The sequence below is a fragment of the Azospirillum sp. A1-3 genome, assembly GCF_023806445.1.
Classification (GTDB): Bacteria; Pseudomonadota; Alphaproteobacteria; order Azospirillales; family Azospirillaceae; genus Azospirillum.
In genome coordinates, this window is record NZ_JAMSLU010000006.1 from 427,733 (window position 1) to 450,839 (window position 23,107).

21 protein-coding genes are annotated in these 23,107 nt (G+C 71.0%); 15 read left to right on the plus strand and 6 right to left on the minus strand.

Features of this window, described 5'->3' with window-relative positions; genetic code table 11:
• Positions 1 to 37: 37 nt before the first annotated feature.
• Together hisD and hisG are read right to left on the minus strand one after the other, a co-directional pair.
• On the minus strand, positions 38 to 1,342 hold the full coding sequence (gene hisD, locus M5E06_RS29815; protein ID WP_252141347.1) for a histidinol dehydrogenase: 1,305 nt from the start codon (positions 1,340 to 1,342) through the stop codon (positions 38 to 40).
• Positions 1,326 to 2,003 carry an ATP phosphoribosyltransferase gene (hisG, locus tag M5E06_RS29820; protein WP_109073237.1) on the minus strand — a complete coding sequence of 226 codons (678 nt, stop codon included), beginning with the start codon at positions 2,001 to 2,003 and terminating at the stop codon, positions 1,326 to 1,328. Before hisG ends, hisD begins: the two co-directional genes overlap by 17 nt.
• A 573-nt stretch (positions 2,004 to 2,576) precedes the next feature.
• Between hisG and M5E06_RS29825 the strand changes: the two genes are divergently transcribed.
• The 5 genes from M5E06_RS29825 (at position 2,577) to M5E06_RS29845 (ending at position 6,212) form a co-directional block, all read left to right on the plus strand.
• The gene (locus tag M5E06_RS29825; protein ID WP_045583820.1) at positions 2,577 to 2,777 is read left to right on the plus strand and encodes a hypothetical protein; all 201 of its coding nucleotides are present in this window, start codon (positions 2,577 to 2,579) and stop codon (positions 2,775 to 2,777) included.
• Between the two features lie 36 nt (positions 2,778 to 2,813).
• Positions 2,814 to 3,593: a MetQ/NlpA family ABC transporter substrate-binding protein gene (locus tag M5E06_RS29830; protein ID WP_109073226.1), complete on the plus strand. Its 780-nt coding sequence runs from the start codon at positions 2,814 to 2,816 to the stop codon at positions 3,591 to 3,593.
• Between the two features lie 44 nt (positions 3,594 to 3,637).
• Entirely contained in the window at positions 3,638 to 4,690 is a 1,053-nt protein-coding gene (locus M5E06_RS29835) for a methionine ABC transporter ATP-binding protein (protein WP_252141479.1), read from the plus strand.
• Entirely contained in the window at positions 4,668 to 5,336 is a 669-nt protein-coding gene (locus M5E06_RS29840; protein WP_252141348.1) for a methionine ABC transporter permease, read from the plus strand. Before M5E06_RS29835 ends, M5E06_RS29840 begins: the two co-directional genes overlap by 23 nt.
• An 84-nt stretch (positions 5,337 to 5,420) precedes the next feature.
• Positions 5,421 to 6,212: a MetQ/NlpA family ABC transporter substrate-binding protein gene (locus M5E06_RS29845; RefSeq protein WP_286209029.1), complete on the plus strand. Its 792-nt coding sequence runs from the start codon at positions 5,421 to 5,423 to the stop codon at positions 6,210 to 6,212.
• Here M5E06_RS29845 and M5E06_RS29850 read toward each other — a convergent pair.
• Entirely contained in the window at positions 6,184 to 10,020 is a 3,837-nt protein-coding gene (locus M5E06_RS29850; RefSeq protein ID WP_286209030.1) for a tetratricopeptide repeat protein, read from the minus strand. The two genes, M5E06_RS29845 and M5E06_RS29850, sit on opposite strands and share 29 nt — an antisense overlap.
• Positions 10,021 to 10,203: 183 nt before the next feature.
• Between M5E06_RS29850 and M5E06_RS29860 the strand changes: the two genes are divergently transcribed.
• From M5E06_RS29860 to M5E06_RS29910, 10 genes are read left to right on the plus strand one after another with little or no spacing between them, the layout of a single operon-like run.
• Entirely contained in the window at positions 10,204 to 10,599 is a 396-nt protein-coding gene (locus M5E06_RS29860) for a response regulator transcription factor (RefSeq protein ID WP_252141349.1), read from the plus strand.
• Positions 10,596 to 11,243, plus strand: coding sequence for a chemotaxis protein CheC (locus tag M5E06_RS29865; RefSeq protein WP_252141350.1), 648 nt, complete (start codon positions 10,596 to 10,598; stop codon positions 11,241 to 11,243). Before M5E06_RS29860 ends, M5E06_RS29865 begins: the two co-directional genes overlap by 4 nt.
• Before the next feature lie 40 nt (positions 11,244 to 11,283).
• Positions 11,284 to 13,260, plus strand: a complete 1,977-nt coding sequence (locus tag M5E06_RS29870; protein ID WP_252141351.1) for a methyl-accepting chemotaxis protein — start codon at positions 11,284 to 11,286, stop codon at positions 13,258 to 13,260.
• 5 nt (positions 13,261 to 13,265) lie between these two features.
• The gene (locus M5E06_RS29875; protein ID WP_252141352.1) at positions 13,266 to 14,804 is read left to right on the plus strand and encodes a chemotaxis protein CheW; all 1,539 of its coding nucleotides are present in this window, start codon (positions 13,266 to 13,268) and stop codon (positions 14,802 to 14,804) included.
• A 19-nt stretch (positions 14,805 to 14,823) separates the two neighbouring features.
• On the plus strand, positions 14,824 to 15,954 hold the full coding sequence (gene cheB, locus M5E06_RS29880) for a chemotaxis-specific protein-glutamate methyltransferase CheB (RefSeq protein ID WP_252141482.1): 1,131 nt from the start codon (positions 14,824 to 14,826) through the stop codon (positions 15,952 to 15,954).
• 11 nt (positions 15,955 to 15,965) lie between these two features.
• Entirely contained in the window at positions 15,966 to 16,601 is a 636-nt protein-coding gene (locus M5E06_RS29885) for a HEAT repeat domain-containing protein (protein ID WP_252141353.1), read from the plus strand.
• A 5-nt stretch (positions 16,602 to 16,606) separates the two neighbouring features.
• Complete coding sequence (locus M5E06_RS29890; protein ID WP_109155141.1) at positions 16,607 to 17,485, plus strand: CheR family methyltransferase; 879 nt, start codon at positions 16,607 to 16,609, stop codon at positions 17,483 to 17,485.
• Complete coding sequence (locus M5E06_RS29895; RefSeq protein ID WP_252141354.1) at positions 17,482 to 17,892, plus strand: response regulator; 411 nt, start codon at positions 17,482 to 17,484, stop codon at positions 17,890 to 17,892. The genes M5E06_RS29890 and M5E06_RS29895 overlap by 4 nt, the downstream gene beginning before the upstream one ends.
• On the plus strand, positions 17,889 to 20,066 hold the full coding sequence (locus M5E06_RS35700; RefSeq protein WP_286209033.1) for a chemotaxis protein CheA: 2,178 nt from the start codon (positions 17,889 to 17,891) through the stop codon (positions 20,064 to 20,066). Before M5E06_RS29895 ends, M5E06_RS35700 begins: the two co-directional genes overlap by 4 nt.
• A complete protein-coding gene (locus tag M5E06_RS29910) occupies positions 20,066 to 20,305 on the plus strand; it encodes a hypothetical protein (protein ID WP_252141355.1) in 240 nt (79 codons plus the stop codon). Before M5E06_RS35700 ends, M5E06_RS29910 begins: the two co-directional genes overlap by 1 nt.
• Here the strand turns inward: M5E06_RS29910 and bluB are convergent.
• From bluB to cobA, 3 genes are read right to left on the minus strand one after another with little or no spacing between them, the layout of a single operon-like run.
• Positions 20,277 to 20,933 carry a 5,6-dimethylbenzimidazole synthase gene (bluB, locus tag M5E06_RS29915; protein WP_252141356.1) on the minus strand — a complete coding sequence of 219 codons (657 nt, stop codon included), beginning with the start codon at positions 20,931 to 20,933 and terminating at the stop codon, positions 20,277 to 20,279. The two genes, M5E06_RS29910 and bluB, sit on opposite strands and share 29 nt — an antisense overlap.
• A 2-nt stretch (positions 20,934 to 20,935) precedes the next feature.
• Positions 20,936 to 22,249: a cobyrinic acid a,c-diamide synthase CobB gene (locus tag M5E06_RS29920; RefSeq protein ID WP_252141357.1), complete on the minus strand. Its 1,314-nt coding sequence runs from the start codon at positions 22,247 to 22,249 to the stop codon at positions 20,936 to 20,938.
• A complete protein-coding gene (gene cobA, locus M5E06_RS29925) occupies positions 22,242 to 23,057 on the minus strand; it encodes a uroporphyrinogen-III C-methyltransferase (protein ID WP_252141358.1) in 816 nt (271 codons plus the stop codon). Before cobA ends, M5E06_RS29920 begins: the two co-directional genes overlap by 8 nt.
• Positions 23,058 to 23,107 lie beyond the last annotated feature (50 nt).

Sequence of the window (23,107 nt, forward strand, 5' to 3'; positions counted from 1 at the left end):
CCCCGCCTCCCCCCGCTGTCTTCGGTCTTTGTAGATCTTAGTCTTTATAGCCCGGCAGCCGCTGCGCGACGGAACGCGCGTGCGCCTCCAGCCCCTCGGCCATCGCCAGCGTCACCGCCGCCGGGCCGATGGCCCGCAGGCTGTCGGCGTCGCAGGCGACGAAGGTCGTCCGCTTCATGAAGTCCAGCACGTTGAGGCCGGAGGAGAAGCGGGCGCTGCGCGCCGTCGGCAGCACATGGTTGGGACCTGCGACGTAATCGCCGATGGCCTCCGGCGTGTAGCGGCCGAGGAAGATGGCGCCGGCATTGCGGATCTTCGCCGCCAGCGCGTCCGGATCCTCCACCGCCAACTCCAGATGCTCCGGCGCCAGCCGGTCGACCAGGGCGGGAGCATCGGCCATCAGGTCGCCGACCAGCACGATGGCGCCATGCTCCCGCCAGCTCTCGCCGGCGATTCCCGTGCGCGGCAGCGTCTCCAGATGCTTCTCCACCGCCGCGGCGACCGCGTCGGCGAAGGCGGCATCGTCGGTGATCAGGATCGACTGGGCCGAGGTGTCGTGCTCCGCCTGCGACAGCAGGTCCATGGCGATCCAGGCCGGATCGTTCCTGCCATCGGCGACCACCAGGATTTCCGACGGGCCGGCTATGCTGTCGATGCCGACGAGGCCGTAGACCTGCCGCTTGGCGGCGGCGACGAAGGCGTTGCCGGGACCGACGATCTTGTCGACCGGCCGGATCGTCGCCGTGCCGTGGGCCAGCGCCGCGACCGCCTGGGCGCCGCCGATGCGGTAGATCTCATCGACGCCGCAGCGCTTGGCGGCGGCCAGCACCAGCGGGTTGATCGCCCCGTCCGGCGTCGGCACCACCATGACGACGCGCTCCACCCCGGCGACCTTGGCCGGCAGGGCGTTCATCAGCACCGAGGACGGGTAGGAGGCGGTGCCGCCCGGCACATAGAGGCCGACGGCGCCGACCGCCGTCCAGCGCGCGCCCAGCCGCACCCCGGCGGCGTCGCGGTAGTCGGTGACCTCCGGGATCTGGCGGCGGTGGAACTCCTCGATCCGCGCGGCGGCGAGGTCCAGCGCCTCCAGCGTCTCGGCCGAGCATTTGGCCGTGGCGGCGTCGATCTCGTCCTGGCCGATGCGCAGAGTTTCCGGCGTCAGGGTCTGGCGGTCCCAGCGGGCGGTGTAGTCGATCAGGGCCGCGTCGCCGCGCGTGCGCACCTGCTCGATCACGCCGGCGACCAGGGTCTGGACATCCTCGCTGGCCTCGCGCTTGGCGTGCAGCAGAGCCTCGAACCCGGCGGCGAAGTCCGCGTCGCGAATATCAAGCCTGACGGGCATTCACCGCCTCCCGGAACTTGTCGATCCACTGAGAAATCTCGGCCGTCCGCGTCTTGAAGGCGGCGCGGTTGACGATCAGGCGCGAGGTGACGTCGGCGATATGCTCCACCTCCACCAGCCCGTTGGCCTTCAGCGTCGAGCCGGTGGAGACCAGATCGACGATGCGGCGGCACAGGCCCAGCGTCGGCGCCAGCTCCATCGCGCCGTTCAGCTTGACGCATTCGGCCTGGACGCCGCGGGCGGCAAAGTGGCGCTTGGTCACTTCCGGGTATTTGGTGGCGACGCGCACATGGCTCCAGCGCGACGGATCGTCGCCCTCCATCATCTCCACCGGTTCGGCGACCGACAGCCGGCAGGCGCCGATGCCGAGATCGAGCGGGGCATAGATTTCCGGATAGTCGAATTCCATCAGCACGTCGTTGCCCGCCACGCCCAGATGGGCGGCACCGAAGGCGACGAAGGTCGCCACGTCGAAGGAGCGGACACGGATGATGCTGAGGTTCGGCACATTGGTGGCGAAGCGCAGAAGCCGGCTCTTGTCGTCGTCGAAGGCCGGCTCCGGATGGATGCCGGCATGGGACAGCAGCGGGCGCAGTTCCTTCAGGATGCGGCCCTTGGGCAGGGCCAGCACCAGCTGGTCGTCAACCGGTGTGGCCGTCATCGCGGCGGCAGTCACCCCTTGGGCGCTGGGATCGGCGGACAAAACACTCTCCTCGCATCGCTCGCCGGGGCGATGTGCATGCCCCGGATGAACCATCGACGCGATAGATAGCACATTCCACGCGCCCGTCACCTGTCGCTGTCGCGTCTGCGAGATTTTACACGAAAGTTATGTCCAACGACGTATTTCACACAAATTAGAAAATGAGTTTGACTAAACCCCATCGAAAGGGTAGATAAAAATCCATGGACGCCCCACCCGGGCATCCCGCGGCAATTTGACTTCTGCAGCTTGCGCCGCGTCACCAAACGCTAAAGCGCCACGATACCGGTCGTGGACCTCTTCAAGAAGGAGAGACCGGAATGACCTCGCGAGTTTCCGCTCCCCCATCCGTGCTTCGGACCGCGCCCCCGGCCTGCATGATGCGTTCGGGCCTGTGTTGCCGCTGACCTGCGGCACAACAACACAGCGCCCATCCCGCATACCCGCCAGTCCCGAACGCCAGAGCCGAACATCGTTGCGCCGCCGCCCCGCCATGCCGAGGGCCAGCCGCGCCGAGGGGAGTCCTTCGCCATGTCCCACGCCAACGCCTACGCCATCGAAGTCCAGGGCCGCTCCGCCGGCATCGTCGTCGCCGAACGCGGCGGCTTCACCTTCTTCGTGTCCGATTGGGCTTTCCGCGATCTCGACCGCCGCGTCTTCCGCAATGTCGGACAGGCCCAGCGCGCCGCCCACCAGCATTACAGCCGGCTGCCCGACACCCGCCGCCGCTGACGACCCGCCGATCCAACGATTCCGAGGAAAGTCCCGATGAAACGCATCCTGATGTCGGTGGCGGTCGCCGCCGGCCTGCTGACCTCCGCCGCCTCCGCCGTCGCCGCTCCGCTGAAGCTCGGCGTTTCGGCCGGTCCCTACGGCGAGATCCTGGACTTCACCGCCAAGCTGGCCGCCAAGGAGGGCATCGAGGCACAGGTGATCGAGTTCACCGATTGGAACATGCCCAATGCCGCACTCCAGGCCGGCGACATCGACGCCAACAACTTCCAGCACCAGCCCTTCCTGGACAATCAGGTGAAGCAGCGCAACTACGACATCGTCTCCGTCGCCAAAAGCGTCGTGGTGCCGATGGGCGTCTACAGCAGCAAGGTGAAGGCGCTGGCCGATCTGAAGCCGGGCGCGTCGGTGTCGATCCCCAACGACCCCACCAACGGTGCCCGTGCCCTGTTCCTGCTGGCCAGGGCCGGCGTGATCGGGCTGAAGGAGGGGGCCGGGCTGAACACCACCATCGCCGACATCGTCAACCCGAAGGGCATCAAGCTGGTGGAACTGGATGCGGCCCAGCTTCCGCGCTCGCTCGACGACGTGGATGCGTCGGTCATCACCCTCAACTATGCCGTGCTGGCCGGACTGGAACCGAAGAAGGCGTTGGTGCTGGAGGATGACCAGTCCAAGTGGAACCTGGTGTGGGCGGTCCGCAAGGATCGCATGGAAGACCCGACGATCAAGCGCTTCATTGCGCTGTATCGTTCGCCCGAAGTGCGGCAGTTTATCGAAACGCGCTTCAACGGTTCCATCATTCCGACTTGGTGAAGGGGCTGGGGGGACGCAGGACGTCCCCCTTTGTCGAATAAATGATGATAACGCTAACAAACATTCATAAGACTTACGCCGCGCGCGGCGGCGGGGCTTCGGTCCAGGCGCTCGCCGACGTCGACATCACGGTCGGCCGCGGCGAGATCTTCGGTATCATCGGCCGGTCCGGCGCCGGGAAATCCACGCTGCTGCGCACGGTCAACCTGCTGGAAAGCCCGACATCGGGCAGCGTCATGGTCGACGGGGTGGAGATGACCACCCTGTCCGCGGCGGAGCTGCGGCAGGCCCGCCATTCCATCGGCATGATCTTCCAGCACTTCAACCTGCTGTCCTCGCGCACCGTCTTCGACAATGTGGCGCTGCCGCTGGAACTGGCCGGCACTCCGCGGGCGGAAATACGCAAGGCGGTGGAGCCGCTGCTCGACCTCGTCGGGCTGGCCGACAAGCGCGACCGCTACCCGGCGGAGCTGTCGGGCGGGCAGAAGCAGCGCGTCGGCATCGCCCGCGCTCTCGCCAGCAAGCCGAAGGTGCTGCTGTCGGACGAGGCGACCTCGGCGCTCGACCCGGAGACTACGACGCAGATCCTGCATCTGCTGGCCGACATCAACCGGCGGCTGGGCCTGACCATCGTCCTCATCACCCACGAGATCGCCGTCATCAAGGAGATCTGCCACAAGGTGGCGGTGATGGAGGGCGGCCGGGTGATCGAACAGGGTCCGGTCTTCGACATCTTCGCCCATCCGAAGCACCCGACCACCCGCAGCTTCGTCGATCCCGTCATCAACCGCGGCATCCCCGACAGCCTGCGCGACCGGCTGTCGCCGCAGCCCGGCCCCGGCAGCAACCCCGTGCTGCGCATCACCTTCACCGGCGAGAAGGCGACCACCCCGGTCATCAGCGCCATCAGCCGCCGGCTGGAGTTGGACCTCAACATCTGGCACGGCCAGATCGACGAGATTCAGGGCGCGCCCTTCGGCACGCTGGTGGTGGAGGCGCTGGGCGATCAGGCCAAGGTCGAGGCCGCCATGGCGCTGGTGAAAGAGAACAATCTGGGTGTCGAGGTGTTGGGCCATGCTCTCCCCGCAAATCATTGACCTGCTGATCAAGGGGCTGCTCGACACGCTGCACATGGTGGCGGTGTCGGGCGCCATCGGGACGCTGATCGGGCTGCCGATCGGCGTGCTGCTGGCCGTCACCGGCCGGGGCGAACTGCTGCAGAACTTCGCCTTCAACAAGGTGATGGGGGCGGTGGTCAACATGACCCGCTCCACCCCCTTCATCATCCTGGTGGTGGCGATCATCCCCTTCACCCGGCTGATCGCCGGCACCTCCATCGGCACCAATGCCGCCATCGTGCCGCTGACCGTCGCCGCCGCCCCCTTCATCGCCCGCGTGGTCGAGAATGCGGTGCGCGAGGTGGATCGCGGTCTGGTCGAGGCGGCGCAGGCGATGGGCGCCACGCCGTTCCAGATCATCCGCAAGGTGCTGCTGCCGGAAGCCCTGCCGGGCATCGTCGCCGGCCTGACCCTGTCGGCGGTCAGCCTCGTCGGCTATTCGGCCATGGTGGGCGCGGTCGGCGGCGGCGGACTGGGCGACCTCGGCATCCGCTATGGCTACCAGCGATTCCTGCCGGAGGTGATGCTGGCGGTGGTGATCGTGCTGATCGTGCTGGTGCAGATCCTTCAATCGACGGGGGACTGGATCGCCCGCCGCGTCAACAAACGTAATCTGAAATCCTGATCCCCAGAAACCTGACCCCCAAAAACCTGACCCCAAAAACCTGACCCCAAAAACCTGACCCGAGAAATCCAAGGAGTGTTCGAGATGCTGCGCTTCCGTTCGCTGGCTTCCCTGTTGGCCGGTGCCGCCACCCTGGCCGTCGCCTTCGGTGCATCCGCCGAAACCATCAAGGTCGGCGTCACCGCCGGTCCGCACGCCCAGATCCTGGAGGCGGTGAAGCCCATCGCCGCCAAGGACGGGCTCGACATCCAGATCCTGGAATTCACCGACTACGTCATCCCGAACCAGGCGCTGGCCGGCGGCGATCTGGACGCCAACAGCTTCCAGCACCAGCCCTATCTGGACAACCAGGTGAAGGACCGCGGTTTCGATCTGGTCAGCGTCGGCAAGACGGTGGTCTACCCGATCGGCATCTATTCCAAGAAGGTCAAGAGCCTGGACGAGCTGCAGCCCGGCGCCAAGGTCGCCATCCCCAACGACCCGACCAACGGCGGCCGCGTCCTGCTGCTGCTGCAGGCCAAGGGCCTGATCAAGCTGAAGGACGGCGGCACCCTGAAGGCCTCGCCGATCGACATCGTCGAGAACCCGAAGAAGCTGGAGATCGTCGAGTTGGACGCCGCCCAGCTGCCGCGCTCGCTGGATGACGTGACCGTCGCCGCCATCAACACCAACTTCGCGCTGGAGGCCGGCATCGACCCGGTCAAGGACGCCATCGCCCGCGAGGCGGCGGACAGCCCCTATGCCAACGTCATCGCCGTCCGCAAGGCCGACAAGGACAAGCCCTGGGTCGCCAAGCTGGTGAAGGCTTACCAGAGCCCGGAGGTGAAGGAGTTCATCCTCACCAAGTTCAAGAACGCCGTGGTTCCGGCATTCTGAGAGCGTTGAGGGCACGTCCGGCGGCGCCCAGCGCGTCGCCGAGCGTTTCTCCCGGTCGCGGCGCGAACAGCCGCATCGACGGATACCAGGGCCGGCAGCCGGTGCCGAGCGCCGTCCAGTCCCCCGCCGGCCCGATCCGCCAAACCGGCAATCCCAGCGCACCGGCCATTTCCGCCACCGACGTTCCGGCGGAGATCACCAGATCCAGCGCCGCCGTCAGGGCCGCCGCGCCGTCGAGGTCGTTTTTCAGATCCAGCGGCGGGCGGTGGATCGTGATGCCGAAGCGGTGTTCGGCGTCGGCGAGTTCGGCCTCGCAGTCGTCGTATTGAAGGTTGACCAGCCACAGGCCGGGCAGGGTGAGGATCGGCGCCCAGTCGGACAGCGGGGCGTAGTTGGCGTCGCGCGATGGGTTGCGCAGGCTGCTGCGCCAGCAGAGGCCGATGGTCAATGTGGAGTTGCAATTCAACCATTGCCCCCTCCCCATCCCTCCCCCGCCTTCGGCGGGAGAGGGGGTAGAATGCTCGTCAGGGTGCGTTAATTGCGAAGCGGCGGCAGTCCCCTCTCCCGCGGAACGCGGGGGAGGGTTAGGGAGGGGGCAATCGCTGCCGAACTGATCCACCCACCCCCGCCACCGCTCCACCACCGCCCCGTCCGCCCGCAGCCATCCACCCTGCGCCGGAAAGCCGCCCAACCCCCAGCCCAGCAACAACGGCAGCGACCCTGCCGGGGCGTGGCAGTCGGCGTCCACCGGATCGTCCGTCGCCGCGCGCACCACCGCCTGGGGGAAGGAGCGTGCGAACAGCGCCACCAGCCGCGGCTCGCATTCCAAGATCACCCGGCCGGCACGCGCGATCAGGTCGGGGTAGCAGGCGCTGAACATCAGCTCGTCGCCCACCCCCTGCTCGCGCCAGACCAGCACGGTCTTTCCGGCCGGATCGCCGCCGTCCCAGGCGGGAATGCGGAAGCGGCGGTCGGGCAAGGCCTGCCCGGCGGCGAAACGGGCCTCCAGCCCGGTCCAGCCGTCGGTGATCTCCCCGCGCGCCAGCGCCGCATAACCGCGGTTGAAGGTGGCGAGCGTCAGGGTCGGGTCGTCCTCCACCGCCCGGCGATAGGCCGCGTCCGCCTCGGCTGGACGGCCGGCGGCGTGCAGGGCGTTGCCGAGATTGTAGCGCCAGTCCGCCCGCGCCGGCTCCAGCGCCAGGGCGCGGCCCCAGCCCTTCAGCGCGGCGTCGAGCCGGCTCTGCCGTTGCCGCAGGTCGGCCAGCCCGGCCCAGCCGGCGCCGGTGCCGGGAGCGAACAGGATCACCCGCCACCAGGCCAGCCCGGCGGCGTTGCCGCCGCCGGCCCGTTCCAGCGCCAGGGCGAGGTTGCCAAGCGTGCCGATGTCGCCCGGCCGGCCCTGGAGCGCCAGCCGCAGATGCGCCACTGCGTCGGCCGGACGGTCAAGCGCCAGGGCGGCCAGCCCCATGTTGCTGACCGCCGCCGGATCGCCGGGTCGCAGGCGCAAGGCCCGGCCGGCGGCACGCTCCGCCTCGGCGGCATGGTTGGGGTCACGCAAGGCCTCGGCCGACAGGGCGGTCCAGGCCTCCGCCAGTGCCGGGTCGAGGGCGAGTGCCCGCTGGAAGAAGGGCAGGCCGTCGCCCCCCGCCCCCTGCCGCGCCAGCCCGGCATTGGCCCACAGCCCGGCATGGAAGGGGGCGAGGCGCCGCGCCGCGTCGGTCGCCTCCGCCGCCTCAAGCGCCGCGCCGCGGGACAGGCGCAGGGCGCCGAGATTTCCCAGCGCTTCGACGTCGTCGGGGGCGAGCGTGGTGGCGGCCAGCCAGTCGGCCTCGGCGTCGGCCAGGGCGCCCATCTCCTGATGGGCCAGCGCGCGGCGCTTGTGGCGGTCGGCGGTCGGCTCCACCGCGATGGCGCGGGTCAGCAGGGTGGCGGCGATGTCGGGACGCCCGGCCTGATGACCGAGCAGCGCGTAGCCCTCCAGCGCCGCCGGCACCTCTCCACCCTGGTCGAGGATGTGCTGATAGGCCTTCTCCGCCTCGGGCCAGCGGCCGGCCTCGTGGAGAGTGCGCGCTTCGGCAAGCCACGCGTCGATGGGCAAGGCAGGGACCAGCCGGCGCAGTTCCGCAGCCATGCGGGCCAGAAGGTCGGCCAACCCCTCGCCGGGGCGCGTGCTCCACAGCCGCATCGACGGGAACCAGGGCCGCACGCCGCTGCCCAGTGCCGTCCAGTCGCCGGCCGGGCCGAAGCGCCAGACCGGCACGCCCAGCGCGCCCGCCATCTCGCCGACCGAACTCGCAACCGTCACCACGAGGTCGAGGTTGGCGATCAGCGCGGCGACGCCCTCCAGATCGTTCTTCAGGTCGGTTCCGGGCCAGCGGTGGATGCGCAGGTCCAGTTTGGCCTCGACTGCGGCGATTTCCGCCTCGCGCCCGTCATATTGCAGGGTGATCGGGATCAGGCCGGGCAGGGTCAGCAGCGGCGCCCACTCGGCGAGCGCGGTGTAGGACGCCTTGCGCTCGCCCAGCATGTTCTGGCTGCCCCAGCAGATGCCGACGCGCAGACCCGGCCCCAGTGCCGCCAGCCGGTCGGCCCACTCCGCGGCGCGCGCCGGGTCGGGCGCCAGCCAGGACGGCCGGGCGGGAAAATCAGCTAGGGCCGGGCGCAGCAGCCGGGGCAGCGTTCCCATCGGCAGATGGGCGTCGGCACCGGTGGTTGCATCGGCGGAGTTGGCGGTCTCCGCCCGCACCGTGACGCCGGGCAGGGCGCGGCCGACCAGCCCGGTCAGGCGGGCATCGACCTCCACCACCAGCGCCGCCGGACCCAGCTTTGCGGCGAGGTCGGGCAGGGCGGTGCCGAACATCAGCTCGTCGCCCAGCCCCTGTTCGCGCCAGACCAGAACGCGCCGGCCGGTCGCGCCATCCCAGCCCGGCAGGGCGATGCTGCGCCCGGCCGACACCCGGCGGGAGGCGAAGCGCGCCTCATACTCGTCCCACCCCTCCGCCAGCCGGCCGCGGCCGAGCAGCCGCAGGGCGAGGTTCCAGCGGGCCAGAGCGAAGCCCGGCGCATGGACGAGAGCGTTGCGATAGAGCGCCTCCGCCTCCCCGCCGCGCCCCTGCGCCTCGCGCAGCAGGGCGAGATTCACCATCGTCTCGGCATCGCCGGGGGCGAGGCGCAGCGCTTCCAGATGCACACCCTCGGCCTCGCCGGTGCGGCCGGTCTCCTTCAGCACGACGCCGAGGTTGGTCAGGGCGGTGGCATGGCCGGGGTCGAGCTGCAGGGCGTGGCGTAGCGCCGTTTCCGCCTCGCCATAGTCATCCTGCGCCCGCAGCAGCGTGCCGAGATTGGCCCAGGCCTCGGCATAGCCGGCGTCGAGGTCCAACGCGCGGCGGTAGTGGGCGGCGGCCTCCGCCAGCCGGTCCTGATCCTGCAGGGCACTGCCCAGGCTGTTGTGTGCCTCCGCATAAGCCTCGCGCAGGGCGAGCGCCCGGCGGTATTCCGCCTCCGCCTCCGCCAGCCGGCCCAGCGCGTGGAGGGCGAGGCCGAGATTGGCATGCTGCTCCGCCATCTTCGGGCGCCGGGCAATGGCCTGCCCGATCAGCCGGACCGCCTCCGCATCCTGCCCGCGCTGGTGGTGCAGCACGCCCAGCAGGTGCAGCGCGTCGGCGTTGCTGCCGTCGGCCGCCAGCATGGCGCGATAGCCGCGCTCCGCCCCGTCCAGGTCGCCGGCGCGGTGGTGGGCCAGCGCCTCGCGCAGGAGGGCGGCCAGTCTGGTGGAGACGGCTCTGGCGGGGGCTGCGGGTGGCGGCATGAGCGAGGGGCGCCAAGGGAAGGAACGGGCCATTTCGATAGCATGATTCGGCCGGGCGGCGCGCAGGCAAAATCCCGGAGGCAAATAAGGGGACTGGCATGCCAATCTTCATTCTGTATACTTGCGAATAATTCAGCCCGAACCCGGCTTTGTCGGTCGATCTCCATCCAAAAGGCGTATATCTTGAGTAAGACTGCAATCATCGTCGACGACAGCAAGCTTTCGCGCATGCATGTGCGCGCCATGGTCTTGCGCAACAAGCCCGATTGGTCGGTGGTCGAGGCGGCGAACGGTGACGAACTCTTCAAGACGTTGCAGGACACGCCGGTCGATGTTGCGATCATCGACTACAACATGCCCGGCGACAACGGCGTGGACACCGCGGCGAAGCTGCGCCAGAGCCACCCCGACGTCCACATCGCCATCATCACCGCCAACGCCCAGGACGCAGTGGTGTCCGGCATCCGCGCGGTCGGCGCCGCCTTCATGCCCAAGCCGCTGGAGGAGGAACAGGTCGCCCGCTTCCTGAACTCCACCGCCCTGCCGCCGCGCCGGCCCACCCAGGCTCCTCAGGAGTGACCGCAGCCCCCATGCTGAGCGAGCTGGAGCGCGACGCGCTGGCCGAGTTGGGCAACATCGGCATCGGCCGGGCCTCGACGGCGCTCGGCCGCATGCTGGGCGGGCTGGTCACCCTGTCGGTCCCGTCGGTGGAGATGGTGCCGCCGGACGAGGTGGCCGGGCTGCTGGACCGGGCGCTGACGCCGCCGCTGGTGGGCATTTCGGAAACGCTGGGCGGCCTGTTCGCCGGATGCGCCCTGCTGGTCTTCCCCCAGGCGGGCAGCCTTTGCCTGGTGCGCGCCGCCCTGCCGTCCGACGTACCGGCGGAGGATGCTCCCGAGCTGGAGGACGAGGTTCTGGCGGAGCTGGGCAACGTCGTGCTGAACAGCGCGCTGGCCCTGGTCGCCAACCTGCTGGGCGAACCGGTCGAAACCGGCCTGCCGGCGGTGTTCCGCGGCGGTGCGGCGGACGTCCTGCGGGGATGTTCGGGAACGGCTCCAACCGCGGACGGCGCCGCGGTGCTGTTCCACATCGACCTGCGCACGACCCTGCCGGGCGGCGACGGGGCGGCGGTGGCGGGCCGGGTTGTCCTGCTGCTCGACGCCGGCTCCGCCGGGGCGCTGCAGGCGACGCTCGGCCGCTACATCGGGCGGCTGGTGGCGTGACGGCAACAAGAACAACCGGCTGGAAAGGCGGGTAAGGACCATGGCACTCATCAAGAAGACAAAGATCGACACGGCGCAGACCGCCCGGAGCAAGCCTGGCACCGCCGGCGATCCGGATCGGTCCGCCGCTGGATCCGTGACCGCCACGACCGAAACCGCGCCGCTGGCCGCCACGCCGGGCGCGCCGCAGCGCCGCCGGGCGCGTGCCGATTCGCGCCGCCGGCAGGCCGCCAGCGGCATCGCCGCCGCCGCCACCGAACTGGCGAGCGGCGTCACGCAAGCGGCCTCTGCGGCGGAGGAACTACGCCGGGCGATGGAGCAGATCGCCGCCGGGGCGGAGGAATCGGCCAGCGCCACCCAGCAGTCCCAGCGCATGATCGGCCGCGCGTCGGAGCTGCTGACCCGGTCGCGCAGCACGGCGGAGCAGGCGGTGCTGCGGGTCGAGGCGCTGCAGGCGACGCTGAAGGACGTCAGCGGCCAGATCCTGTCCTCCATCGACGGCATCGTCCGTGCCGCCGAACGGCAGGAGGCGTCGGTGCGGCTGGTCCGCGACCTGGAATCCCGGGCGCAGGAGATCGGCACCATCGTCCAGAGCGTCGCCGCCATCGCCGACCAGACCAACCTGCTGGCGCTGAACGCCGCCATCGAGGCGGCGCGGGCGGGAGAGGCCGGCAAGGGCTTCGCCGTCGTCGCCGACGAGGTGCAGGCGCTGGCCGAACGGTCGGAGCGCAGCGCCAACGACATCCAGGGGATGGTCGCTGAAATCCAGGAGGCGGTGGCCGCCATCGCCGCCGGCATCGTCGCCTCCGCCGACGCCGCAAAGGCGGAGGTGGAGCGCGGGCGCATGATCGTCCAGCAGCTGGAAGGCGTGCGGTCGGACATGTCGACCATCGTCCAGGGCGCGCAGGAGACGATCCGCGCCGCCGTGGAGGCCGATCAGGCGGCGCGCGAGGCCCTGCGTGGGGCGGAGACCATCGCCGCCAGCGCCGAGGAGCAGTCCGCCGCCGCCGAGGAGGCGCTGAGGACCGCAGGCGAGCAGGCCCTTGCCCTGACCCAGAGCCAGCGCGCCGCCGGCCAGCTGTCCGAGTTGGCCGAGGATCTGGAGGGAACAGCCGACCTCGCCGCCACCGCCGACGAACTGGCGTCGGCCGCCGAGGAGCTGTCGGCCGCCATCGAGGAGATCAACCGCGGCGCCGCCCAGATCATGACCGCCATCGGCCAGATCTCCGGCGGGGCGCAGGCGCAGAGCGCCGCCACCCACCAGCTGGCCTCGGCGATCGCGGAAATCGACGCCGCCGCGACGCTGGCCGCGGGGCGGTCGGGCGAGTCGGTCGATCGCTGCACCTCGATGGAAGGGCTGCTGGGCGAAACCCGCGACACCATCGGGAAGCTGGCCGACGGCATGCTGGAGGCGGTCGACTCCTCCCGCCGGGCCGGTGAGCGGCTGGACGCGCTGGAGCGGATCGGCCGGCGCATCGACAAGGTGGTGGACGCCATCGCCACCGTCGCCATCCAGACCGGCATGCTGGCGGTCAGCGGCTCCATCGAAGCGGCGCGGGCGGGGGAGTTCGGCCGCGGCTTCACCGTGGTCAGCGGCGATATCCGCAAGCTGGCCGGCGACAGCGCGGAGAGTGCTGAGCGGGTGAAGGACATCGTCCGCGACATCCAGGACCAGATGCTGCGGGTGCGCCGCGACGTGGATGAGGTCTCTACGACGGCGGTGACGGAGATCGCGCGCCACCGCGCCTTCGGCGTCACCCTGACCGCCGGCACGCAGGAGCTGCGGGTGGTCACCGCCGGCGGTCGCGAGATTCTGGACGCCGCCAACGAGACCACCGCCGCCCTGCGCGAGACCCGCGTCGGCGTGGAACAGGTGGCCGCCGCCGCCGCCGCCGCGAACCTCGCCGGCTCCGAAGCGGCCAAGGCCGCGCGCGAACAGGCGAAGGGGGCCGAGGAGCTGGCGTCGGCGATCGAGGAGATCGCGGCGATGGCCGACAGCCTGCTGGGCGCGGTTTGACCGCCGTGGCCCAAGACGTGGTCGATGGGGGTCTCGCCTTCGTCACGGTGGCGGTCGGCGACCTGCGCCTCGCCCTGCCGCTGGCGGCGGTCCGCGCGGTGATCCGGCTGCCGGAGCTGGTGCGCATTCCGCTGGGGCCGCCCAGCCTCGACGGGCTGGCGCAGTGGCATGGCGAGGCGGTGCCGGTGCTGGACCTTGCCAGGGCGTTGGGTCGGCCGGACGGTGGGGCCGCCACGCGGGAGACGCGCGTGGTGCTGGTCGGGCATCGCGGCCAGCCGGTGGGGCTGCGGGTGGACGCGATGGCCGGCATCCTGCGCAGCGATCCCGATCGAATCGATCCGGTGACGCAGGAGGAGGGCGGGCTCGACCCCGCCATGCTGGATGGCGTGGTACGCGACGGCCCGGTCACCATCCTGAAGCTGGACGTGCTGATCGACCGCCAGTTCGGCGACCGGACGGAGGCGGAGAGGACTGACCGGGGAAGCGGTGGGTTCGGACGTGCGGCGGCGGGCGAGGCCGGGACCGGGAAAGCGGCTGCCGGACCCGACCGTCAGGCTCTGCTGGTCTTCGAGGTCGCCGGGCAGGAATTCGCCCTGCCGGTGGATCGGGTGCGCGAGGTTCTGCCGGCCCCGCGCGAGGTCGCCCGCATGGCGCGGGCCAAGGCGCATCTGCTGGGCGTGATGGCGGTGCGCGACCGGCTGCTGCCGCTGGTGGGATTGCGCGCCCTGTTCGGGCTGGAAGGCGGGCAGGGGGCCGGGCGCCGCGTCGTCGTCGTGCGGCCGGGGGCCGGGGAAGCGCCGGTCGGCGTGCTGGTGGACGAGGTGCGCGAGATCCTGCGGCTCGATCCCGCGCTGATCGACCCGGTGCCGCCGCTGCTGGCGCGCGAGCCCGAGTTCGAGGATCTGGACGGCATCGCCCGCGCGGATGGCGGGCGGCGGCTGGTGTCGGTGCTGTCGGCGGAGCGGCTGTTCCGCCATGGCGCGGCAATCGGCGCGGAAGCGGGCGGAGAGGGGGACGGGATGGAACCGGCGCAGCCTGCGGAGGGGAACGGAAACGCGGAACGCTTCGTCGTCTTCCGCCTCGCCGGGGCGGAATACGGCTTGCCTGTCTCCGCCGTGCGCGAGGTGCTGCGCCGGCCCGACAGCATCACGCCGTTGCCCAACGCGCCCGACTTCGTCGCCGGCGTGCTGACCTTGCGCGGCGAGGTTCTGCCGCTGATCGACCAGCGCCGGCTGCTGAACCTGCCGGCCGCTGCGGTCAGTCTCTCCGCCGGGCTTGAGCGCGGGCGGGTGGTGGTGGTCGGGCGCGACGGGCTGCTGGTCGGGCTGCTGGTCGATGGGCTGTCCGGCCTGCTGACGGTCCCGGCGGAGCGGATCGGTCCGGCACCGGCGGTGTCGGCGGCGCAGCGCCGGCTGATCCGCCGGGTCGCCACGCTGGATGCGGCCAGGGATGTGGCTGGCGGCACCCGCCTGATCCTGCAGATGGATGCGGACAGCCTGCTCGACATGGACCGGCTGGCCGACCTGCTCGTTACCCCACAGTGAAGACGCGATGGGGGACGGCGTGCTGACGGTGCTGGTGGTGGACGATTCCGCGTTGATGCGCCGGCGCATCGCGGATCTGCTGAGCGAGGCCGGATTCCGGGTGGAGACCGCCGCGACGGGGGAGGAGGCCCTGGCGCGCCTGCCGGTCGTCGATCCGGACGTGGTGACGCTCGACGTCACCATGCCCGGCATGGACGGGCTGACCTGCCTTGCCCGCATCATGGTGGAGCATCCCAAGCCGGTCGTCATGGTCTCCGCCCTCACCGGCGCGGGGGCGGAGGAGACGCTGGAGGCGCTTCGGCTGGGCGCGGTGGAGGCGGTGCAGAAGCCGGCCGCCGGCTCCATCGGCCGCATCGGCGAGGAGTTGGTGGAGACGGTGCGCGCCGCCGCGTCCTCCCGCCCGCGCCGCGTCCGCGGCCTGCGCGAACGGCTGCGGCTGGCCCGTGCCCGCATCGCCGGGGAGGATTTCGTCGCACCGGAGGGGCTGACGTCTGCGGTGCCGCCCACGGTGGCGTCGCCTGCAGTCACGGCGGCAGCGGCGGGCGGCGAGGGCGAGGGGGTGGTGCTGGTCGGCGTGTCCACCGGCGGACCCAGCACGCTGGAGGACATCCTGCCGCTGCTGCCGGCCGGCTTCCCCTGGCCGGTGGTGGTGGCGCAGCACATGCCGGCTGCCTTCACCGCGACGCTGGCGCGCCGGCTGGACGAGCTGTGCGCGCTGAGGGTGGTGGAGGTGGAGCGGGCGACGGTGCTGGTGCCGGGCATGGTCTGCATCGCCCGCGGCAGCGCCGACGTCGAGCTGGCGCGGCGCGGCGGACGGCTTCAGGCGGTCTGTGTGCCGCCTTCGCCCGACCGGCCCTGGCATCCCAATGCCGACCGGCTGGTGACCAGCGCCCTGCGGCTGCTGCCCGCCGACCGGCTGGTGGGGGTTCTGCTGACCGGCATGGGCAATGACGGGGCGGCGGCGATGGCCGAACTTCACGCCCGCGGCGGTCGCACCATCGCGGAGTCGGAGGACAGCGCCGTCGTCTTCGGCATGCCGCAGGACTTGATCCGGCGCGGCGGCGCCGGCGTCGTGCTGCCGTCGGGCCGGATCGCCGGCCAGCTCACCCGCTGGCTGATGCCCGCCGGCCGGCGCGCCGGGATCGATTGAGGAGTGATGCCATGGGACTGGTGAAGAAGAAGGCCGCTCCGGAACTTGCCCCGGCCGCGGCCCCGGCTGCGACTGACGCCCCGCCTGACCCGTTGGCTTCGCTTGAGGATGTCGACGCCGCCGTCCGTCGCGATGCCGCGCATGCGCTGGGCCATGCGGCGCTGCCGGGCGCGGAGGCGGCGCTCGCCCGCCGGCTTCAGGCCGAGGGGGATGCCGGCGTGCGCGAGGCTATCCTGACCGCGCTCGCCCGCATCGCCACGCCGGAGGCGGCGGCGGCGCTGGTCCCCTTCCTCGACCGCGAGGATGCGGCATTGCGCAACGCGGCGCTGGAAAGCCTGCAGCAGATGCCGGCGGAGGTCGCCGCCCCGGCGCTGCTGCCGCTGCTCAACCATGCCGACGCCGACCTGCGCATCTTCGCGGTGCAGGGGCTGGGCAGCCTCGCCCATTCCGGCCGCGCCGACTGGCTGGCAAGGGTGATGGAGCGCGACGCCGACGTGAATGTCTGCCTCGCCGCGGTGGAGGCGCTGGCCGAGGCCGGAAGCCCGGAGGCGCTGTCCAGCCTGGAGACGCTGGCCCGCCGCTTCCCCGACGACGCCTTCGTCGCATTCGCCGTCGACGCCGCCCGTTCCAGCTTCCAGGGACGGTGAACGGAGTGACCGACGCCGAACCGGAAGGCCTGTCCCAGGAGGATTATGCGACGCTCTGCGGATTCCTGCGGGACCGCACCGGCCTGTCCTTCACCGAGGCCAAGCGCTATTTCGTCGACCGCCGCGTCGCCGCCCGCATGCAGGCGGTCGGCGCGACGGGTCTGCGCGCCTATATGAATTTGCTGCGCTTCCAGGCGTCGGGGGAGGAGCTTCAGCGGCTCGTCAACCTGATGACGGTGAACGAGACCTATTTCTTCCGCGAGAAGTACCAGCTCGACTGTCTGGTGAACTCCGTCCTCGACGAGTTGGTGCGCGGGCGGCCGAAGGGGTCGCGGCTGCGCATCTGGTCGGCCGGCTGCGCCACCGGCGAGGAACCCTATTCCATCGCGATCATGCTGCTGGAAAACTGGGGCCGCGTGGACGATTACGAGATCGAGCTGCTGGCGTCCGACATCGACAGCGCCGTGCTGGAACGCGCGCGCGAGGGCATCTATGACGAGCGCGCCCTGCAGGGGCTGCCGGCCCATCTGCGCGCCAAGTATTTCCAGCCCGTGCGGGGCGCGGCGGATGCCGGCGGGCCACGCTGGCAGATCGTCGAGGATCTGCGGGAGTCCGTCGATTTCTCTCTGGTCAACATCGCCGACCCGCAGCAGGTGCGGGCCTTTCGCGGGATCGACGTGATCTTTTGCCGCAACCTGCTGATCTACTTCGACGATCTGGGCCGACGGGAGGCGGCGAGCATGTTCCACGATGCCCTTGCGCCGGGCGGCTTCGTCTGCCTCGGCCATTCGGAAAGCATGAGCCGCATGTCCTCGCTGTTCATCCCGCGCCGCTTCCCCGACGCCATCCTCTACCAGAAGCCGGCGGACGGGGGTGCGGCATGAGCGGAACCAACACTTGCGGGCCGCGTGTTCTGGTGGTGGACGACGCCGTGACCGTGCGCGCCTTCAGCCGCCGCGTGCTGGAGGCCGACGGCTTCGTGGTTGACGAGGCGGTGAACGGCATCGAGGGGCTGGAGCGGGCGATGGCCACGCCGCCGGATCTGGTGATCGTCGACGTCAACATGCGCAAGATGGACGGCTACACCATGCTGCGCGTCCTGCGCCGCGATCCGAGCCTGCGCGACGTGCCCGCCATCATGATCAGCACCGAATCGAAGGACAGCGACCGCGAGCAGGCCCTGCTGGCCGGCGCCAACTGGTACATCGTGAAGCCGCCGCGGCCGGAGGTTCTGGTGGAGGCGGCGCGGCTGCTGACCGGGCGGCCTCCCGGCACGGGGGATGCGCCATGAGCGATCTGTTCGACCAGTTCGTCGTCGAAGCGCACGAGCTGCTGGAAACCGCCGGCGCCGCCCTGCTGGCGCTGGAGCGCGACCCGGCCGACCGCGCGTCGGTGGACGAGCTGTTCCGCGCCTTCCACACGCTGAAGGGGTCGAGCGCGCTGTTCGACATGGCACCCTTCACCCTGCTGGTCCATGCCGGGGAAGACACGCTGTCACTGCTGCGCGACGGCCACCGCGCCATGACGCCCGATCTCGCCGACTTGCTGTTCCGCGCGCTCGACCAGTGCGCCCGCTGGGTGGCGGCTTTGGAGGAAACCGGCGCGCTGCCTGCCGATGCGGCGGAGGCGGCGGAGACGCTGGCCCGCGGGCTGGCGGGGGGAGAGACGACAGCCGGTGCTGCGGCTTCCGGCGGTGAGGCGGACGCTTTCCCCTGGGTGGCGACGCTGACGGAGGAGGAGCGCGCTGCCGTGGGTGAGGGCACGCTGACCGCCATCGACTACAGGCCCGATCCGGAGTGCTTCTTCACCGGCGACGACCCGCTGGCGCTGTTCCGCCGGGTGCCCGACCTCCGGCTGCTGCGGATAGAGCCGGCGGAGCCGCTACCGCCCTTGGCCCAGATGGACCCCTACCGCTGCATCCTGCGCTTCCGCGCCCTGAGCGGTGCCGGGGTGGAGGCGGTGACGCCGGCCTTCCGCAGCGTGCCCGATCAGGTGCGGATCGGCAGCGTTATGCTGGTACCCGCTGCTGTAGCTCTTGCCGCCGCGCCGCCGGAATCACTGGCGGCAGCGATGCTGGAGGAGCAGGCGCGCATCCTCGACCTGCCCGGCAGCGCCGCCGAACGAGACTCCCGCCGCGCCGCGGTGGCGCGGGCGGTCGCCGCGATCCTGACGGCGCTGGGGCAGCCGACGGAGCGCGCCGCCGTGGAGGCCGCCTGTGCCGACGCTCCCACGCTGCGCCGGTTTCTGGCCGATGGGCCTGCGGAAAAGCCCGCAGTGACCGAGCCGCAGCCCGCCACCGCTCCTGTCCCCCGCCGCGCCCTGCGGGTGGAGCCGGAGCGGATGGACGCGCTGATGGCGCTGGTCGGCGAGCTGTCGGTGGTGAAGGGGCAGCTGGGGCCGCTGGTCCGCCGCGCCGGGGACGGCGAGATGGCCCGCGACCTGAAGAGCTTTTCCGCCCGGCTGGACGGTCTGGTCGGCGACCTGCGCCATGCGGCGTTGCGGCTTCGGCTGCTGCCGCTGGCGCGCGTGTTCGATCCGCTGCCCCGGCTGGTGCGCGACACCGCCCGCCGGCTGGACAAGACGATCGAACTGGTGCTGGAGGGGGCGGAGACGGAGGCCGACAAGGACATCCTCGACGTGCTGGGCGAGCCGCTGCTGCATCTGGTGCGCAACGCGCTGGATCACGGCATTGAGACGCCGGAGCGGCGGGCCGCGGCGGCCAAGCCGCCGGCCGGCACGCTGCGGGTCCGCGCCTTCCAGGACAAGGGCGGCGTGGTGGTGGAGGTGGCGGACGACGGCGCCGGCATCGACCCGGCGACGATGCGCCGCGCCGCCGTCGCCAAGGGGCTGCTTGAGCCGAACGCCGCCGCGGCGCTGAGCGACGCCGACGCGGTGCGGCTGGTCTTCGCCCCCGGTTTCAGCACCGCCGGCAGCGTGTCCGACCTGTCTGGCCGCGGCGTCGGCATGGATGCGGTGCGGGCGGCGGTGGAGCGTGCCGGCGGCCGGGTGGAGATCGCGTCCACCCCCGGCAGCGGCACGCGGGTGCGGCTGGCGCTGCCCTTGACGCTCAGCATCACCCGCGTCGTGGTGGTGGAGGCGGCGGGATCGCTCTATGGCATCCCGGTGGCGCTGGTCGGCGGCGTCCAGCGGGTGCCGCGGGCCGAGATCCGCTCGGTGAAGCGGGCGGAAAGCGTCGTGCTGCGCGACCGGGTGGTGCCGCTGGTCCGCCTGCGCCGCCTGTTGGCCCAGCCCGACGACGAACAGGTGCGCGAGACGGTTTGCGTGGTGCTGGCCGAACTGGGCGACGGGCCGGTCGCGGTGGCGGTGGACGATGTCGGCGAGCGCGCCGACGTGGTGCTGCGCCCGATGACCGGGGTTTTGCGGGGCTTGCGCGGCTATGCCGGCACGGCGGTGCTGGGCGACGGCCGGCTGATCCTGGTGCTCGATCTGCGGGAGCTGTTGTGATGCCGATCCGCTATGACGCCGACCTTGCCCGTTTCGAGGCCGCCTGCACGGTGGAGGACGCCCTGCCGCTCGCCGAATGGCTGGAGACGACCGCCGCGCCGCGGGTGGATCTGTCCGCCTGCACGGAGCTGCACACGGCGCTGCTGCAGTTGCTGATGGCGGCCAAGCCGATGGTGGCCGCCGGGCCGGAGGAGGCGTTTCTGGCGCGCGTCATTCCTCTCCCTCCCACCGGTCCCTGAACACCAGATCCTCCAGCGGCAGGCGTTTCCGCCAGCCCTTGGTTTCCAGTTCCGGCGTCGCTTCGAAGTGGGTGACGTGGCCGAGGCAGAGATAGGCGATCGGCACGATCCGTTCCGGAATGCCGAGCGCATCCTTCAACGCCTCCTCGTGCAGGATGCTGACCCAGCCGACCCCCAGCCCCTCCGCCCTTGCGGCCAGCCACAAATTCTGCACGGCGCAGACGCAGCTGTAGAGGTCCATCGCCGGCATGTGGGTGCGGCCCAGCACCACCGGGCCGGAGCGCTCGCGGTCGCAGGTGATGCACAAATTCACCGGCGCCTCGCGGATGCCCTCCAGCTTCAAGCGGCTGTAGAGGCTACGGCGTTCGCCCTCGAACATCGCAGCCGCTTCTTCAGTGGCGCGGGCGAAGTCGGCGTGGATGCGCGATTTCACGGCCGGGTCGGTGATGACGATGAAGTTCCACGGCTGCATGAAGCCGACCGACGGCGCGTGATGGGCGGCGAGCAGGACGCGGTTCAGCACCTCGTCGGGCACCGGGTCGGGGCGGAACTGCCCGCGCACGTCGCGGCGGGAGAAGATCGCCTTGTACAGCGCGTCGCGCTCCGCCGGAGTGAAATCCTCCTCCATCGTCACCCCCGCGCGATCAGGTGGACGAAAGACCCCAGCGCCAGTCCGCGCCGGCTGCCCAGCGGCCCAAGGTCACCGCCATCCGCCGCCGCCGCATGCAGCAGCGGCGCGTCGTCACCGCGCGACAGCGTCGAGGCATAGTGGAACTCGTGCCCCATCAGCGGCGTTCCTGCCGCACCCAACGGTCCGTCGGCTAGCAGGGACGCCCGGCGATAGCCCAGATGCAGCCGCCGCTTGGCGAAGGAGGTGCGCACCCCCAGCAGCCCGGTCATCGGGTGGGTGACGCCGTCGGCATCCTCCAGCGTCTCCCCCATCACCATGTAGCCGCCGCACTCACCAAAAACCGGCACCCGCTCCGCCGCCGCACGCAGGCCGTCGCGGAAGATGTGGTTGGCGGCGAGGCGGCCGGCATGCAACTCCGGATAGCCGCCGGGCAGATAGACGGCGTCCGCATCCTCCGGCGGCGCCTCGTCCGCCAGGGGGGAGAAAAAGCGCAGCTCCGCGCCCGAAGCCTGCCAGCCGGCGGTCAGGTGCGGATAGACGAAGGTGAAGGCGGCGTCCCGCGCGATGGCGATCCGCTGTCCCAGCGGCGGCAGGGCGGGGGCATCGCTTCCGCGTCCGGCCCGTGACGGCTTGGCCAGCGCGACGACGCGGTCGAGATCGATATGCTCGGCGACGAAGCGGCCCAACGCCGCCAGCCGGTCGGCCAGCCCCTCCGTCTCGTCGGCCTGGACGAGGCCGAGATGACGCTCGGGCAGGCTTAGGTCGGGAGCACGGGGCAGAGCGCCCAGCAGGGGGATGCCCAGCGCCTCGATGGCGTTGCCGGCCAGTGCGGTGTGGCGGGGGCTGCCGACATTGTTCAGCACGACGCCGCCGATGGTCACGTCGTCGCGGTAGGTGGCGAAGCCCTTGACCAGGGCTGCGGCCGACTGCGATTGGCCTTTGGCGTTCACCACCAGCAGGACCGGCCAGCCGGTGCGTGCCGCGACCTCCCCCGTCGATCCGGTGCCGGTGGCGCCGACCCCGGCGACACCGTCGAACAGACCCATCAGCGCTTCGCAGACCAGCAGATCGGCGCCCTCGGCGGCGCGGGCGGCCAGCCCGTCCAGCAGGTCCGGTCCCATCGCCCAGGTGTCGAGGTTCACGCTCGGCCGGCCGGTGGCGGCGCGGTGGAAGGCCGGGTCGATATAGTCCGGCCCCGACTTCACCGCCCCGACCACAACGCCGCGGGCGCGGAGCGCCGCCAGCAGGCCGAGAGTCAGCGTCGTCTTGCCGGTGCCCGACGCCGGGGCGGCGATGATCAGGCCGTCAGTCATTCTTCCCCCTGGCATTTTGCAGCGCCGTTTGGGTGGGAAGCCATTCCAGCGCCGGGCGCAGCCGCACCACCTCGCCGATCACGATGATGGCCGGTGGTTCCAGATCGCTGGCCGCCAGATCGGCGACGCAACTGCCGAGGGATGTGATGAGGCTTTTCTGGTTGGCGGTCGTCGCCTCAGTCACCACGCCGACGGGGGTGTCGGCGGACAGGCCGCCGGCCATCAGCTCCGCCGCGATGGTCGGCAGCGCCTTCCAGCCCATATAGAGGATCAGCGGCGCCTTGGTGGCGGCCAGCGCCCGCCAATCCGGCCCGCCGCCCAGCGAATGGCCGGTCGCCAGGATCACCGCCTGGTTGGTGTCGCGGTGGGTCGCCGGGATGCCGGCATAGGCCGGGCCGGCAATGCCGGAGGTGATGCCCGGCACGATGCGGAAGGGGATGCCCTCCGCCGCCAATGCCTGCGCCTCCTCGCCGCCGCGGCCGAAGACGAAGGGGTCGCCGCCCTTCAGGCGCAGGACGCGGTGCCCCTCCTTGGCCAGCTCGATCAGGCGGTTGGTGATGTCGTCCTGATGGGCGGAGGGGCGGCCGCCGCGCTTTCCGGCGAACTCCAGCCTTGCCGACGGGCTGGCGAGCGCCATGATCCGTTCGCCCACCAGCGCATCATGGACGATGACGTCGGCTTGCCTTAGACCTTGCAGGGCCAGCAGGGTGAGCAGGCCGGGGTCGCCGGGGCCGGACCCGGCCAGCCAGACGCTGCCGGGGGCAAAGGGGACCAGGACGCTTTCGGGAATGGACGACTCAAACGACATGAACGCGGACTCGGGCTCGGAGAAGACGGAAGGCGGTGCGGAGGGTGCCG